Here is a 2,469-nt window from a genome sequence, read left to right as displayed (position 1 = left end):
CGCGCTTCGGCTATCACTTCTACCGGCCGCCGGCACCGATCACCGCCCGCTATTGGCGGATGTCCATCCAGGCGCCCGAGTGGTTTCAAATCGGGCGCCTCTGGGCTGGCCCGGCCTGGTCGCCGGCCTGGAATTACAGCTATGGCTGGTCTCGCCGCTGGGTCAACGGCACCAAGCCCGCCAAGAGCGAGCGGTCGCTGATCCAGTATGCCGACGAGGGCGCCCGCGCCAGGGAGGTATCGCTGCCCTTCGAGCACTTCACCCCGGTCGACGCGCAGATCGCCGAGGACATGCTTTTTGACATCGGTACCAATGGCCAGCTGCTCCTCTGCCTCGATCCCCTGGCGCCGGGCCGGCAGACGCTTTTCGCCACCCTGATTGACCCGCCGCCTACCATCCAACGCTACTGCAAGATCTATGAGGCCAGCTATCTGGCCGTTGAGAGCCGCTGAGGTCTGACATGCCCTTCCAACTTGCTGATCGTGTCCACGAGACGACTACATCCACCGGCATCGGTTCCATCGCATTAGGTGGCGCGGCCAATGCTTCCAAACTGACCTTCCTGGCCGGCATCGGCGCTGGCAATGTGACCTGCTATTGCATCACCGACGGCAATGCCTTCGAGGTGGGGGTCGGCCAGGTCATCGCCGGCAGCCCGCCGACGCTGTCGCGCGACCGCGTGCTGGCCAGCAGCAGCAACAACAACCGGATCAACTGGACAGCCGGCACCAAGACGGTGTTCGGCGTGGCGCCGGCCCAGTTCTTCATGATGTTGGCTAACAACGGGGCAGGAACTTCCCGGCCCTGGTATGCTTTGCCCGGCACGATCTGGAGCCGCAGCAGCGATTGGCAGGCGTATTTGTTCGATGGGCAGCAGGATCGGCGCTTACTGCAGGCTGGGGATGTGGAGAGCGCTCTTCCTGGCCGCCTCGGCGTTAGGGCATTTGACATTACCGACTGGAACAATGCCCTAGAGAACGGCTGGTATATGGCCTCTGGTGCTACCAATGCCCCTCCTGGAGAAACGGGTTCGGGTGCGTGGTGGATGGGCTTTGTTGAAAGGCATAATGAACTTTATGTAACTCAAACTGTGCATGCCTTTTCTGGAAATTCTGGACCAAACAACACCATGGTTTGGAGGAGGCGTAGGTTTAACGGTACTTGGTCTGATTGGTACAAACTCCAATGGTCACAGCAAGAACAAGATGCGCGATACGCCCTTAACAGTCATTTGGCGCAGTTCGGTATCGCAACCAACACAGTTACGACGAGAAATACCAGCCCGAACACCCTAACCAATGGTGGATTTTACTACGTCTCGCCTAACGCGGATTTGCCCGTAGCAAATTACTGGGGTTACTTACACACTGAGGTGTCTGATGTAACGAGCCACCGCAAACAAACATTCACGACACGGATAACCAACCGGACCTTTTTCCGTCAGATGTCGAGTAATGTGTGGAGCCCGTGGACGGAATACATCACCACCGACAACATCGGCAATTACGCGCCGCCGGGCCTCGGTGTAGGCCAGACTTGGCAGGATGTTTCGGCGCAGCGGCAAGTACAGACTGTGTACCAGAACACCACCGGAAAGCCTATCATGGTTTTGTTTGGTGCTACTGGCTCTGGGACGCAAAGAATGTCTGTATCTCATAATAATTCTACATGGATAGAAATGGCTCTTGCCCAAAACAATGATAATGGCAGGTATATCTATATCATTGTTCCTCCTGGACACTACTACCGGGCAGATAACGCGGGAGGTTTCGGTCGTTGGCTGGAGCTACGCTAATGGAATACGGGTTTTATCATCCCAGTCGGGGCTATTGGCAGTCCATCGGCGAGGTGCCGAAGGATATCCGCGACACCTATCCGGCGGGCACGATTGAGGTGCCGTTGCGCCCTTCGCCGGATCATGTCTGGCAGGATGGCGAGTGGGTCGCGGGACCTGCGCAGATCGATCCTGCTCAGCTTCGTGCCGCCATCGATGCCGAGCGCGACCGGCGGCTGGCGCTGGGCTATCGCCATGATTTTGGTGGTGATTACGGCGTGCAGGTGCTGCAAACACGGGATATAGACGACCGCACCAACTGGCTCACGCTTGATGCCAGCGCCAAGACCTTGGTCGCCTCGGGCATGGGCGAGCACATACTGCACATCCGCACGGAAGCCAATCTCATCATCCCGCTGACGGCATCCGAGGTCATCACCGTACTGGCGGCCATGGCGCAACATGGCGCCGCCATCATGGCACACTCTTGGGCACTCAAAGATGCTCTGGCAGCCGGCGAGGAGGTGGATATCACCCAAGGCTGGCCCGCCTGATGATTTCCCCCGCTGGTCGGCTGGCGGGGGCTTGGGCGTTGCCGCGCCCAAAGCCGCGAGTGGGGACCTCGCACGATCAAGAGATCATCCCGCCACCTCTGCAGAGGCGGGAACAGAAATGGAACATTTATCCAATGGAGT

3 protein-coding genes are annotated in these 2,469 nt (G+C 58.6%); all 3 read left to right on the top strand.

Annotated elements, in window-relative coordinates; all coding sequences use genetic code 11:
- A partial coding sequence (locus EPD66_RS24255; protein WP_185961602.1) for a hypothetical protein occupies positions 1 to 452 on the top strand: 452 nt, incomplete at its 5' end.
- An 8-nt stretch (positions 453 to 460) separates the two neighbouring features.
- The gene (locus tag EPD66_RS23700; RefSeq protein ID WP_142851030.1) at positions 461 to 1,795 is read left to right on the top strand and encodes a pyocin knob domain-containing protein; all 1,335 of its coding nucleotides are present in this window, start codon (positions 461 to 463) and stop codon (positions 1,793 to 1,795) included.
- Positions 1,795 to 2,328 (top strand): DUF4376 domain-containing protein, encoded by a 534-nt coding sequence (locus EPD66_RS23695; protein WP_142851029.1) that lies wholly within the window; start codon positions 1,795 to 1,797, stop codon positions 2,326 to 2,328. Before EPD66_RS23700 ends, EPD66_RS23695 begins: the two co-directional genes overlap by 1 nt.
- Positions 2,329 to 2,469 lie beyond the last annotated feature (141 nt).

The organism is Telmatospirillum sp. J64-1 (assembly GCF_006980715.1).
GTDB lineage: Bacteria > Pseudomonadota > Alphaproteobacteria > Rhodospirillales > Magnetospirillaceae > Oleiliquidispirillum > Oleiliquidispirillum nitrogeniifigens.
This window is presented reverse-complemented; position numbering and strand designations above follow the sequence as displayed.

Coding starts and splice junctions, on each gene's coding strand:
- EPD66_RS23700 (WP_142851030.1), top strand. CDS start 461: ATGCCCTTCCAACTTGCTGATCGTGTCCACGAGACGACTACATCCACC.
- EPD66_RS23695 (WP_142851029.1), top strand. CDS start 1,795: ATGGAATACGGGTTTTATCATCCCAGTCGGGGCTATTGGCAGTCCATC.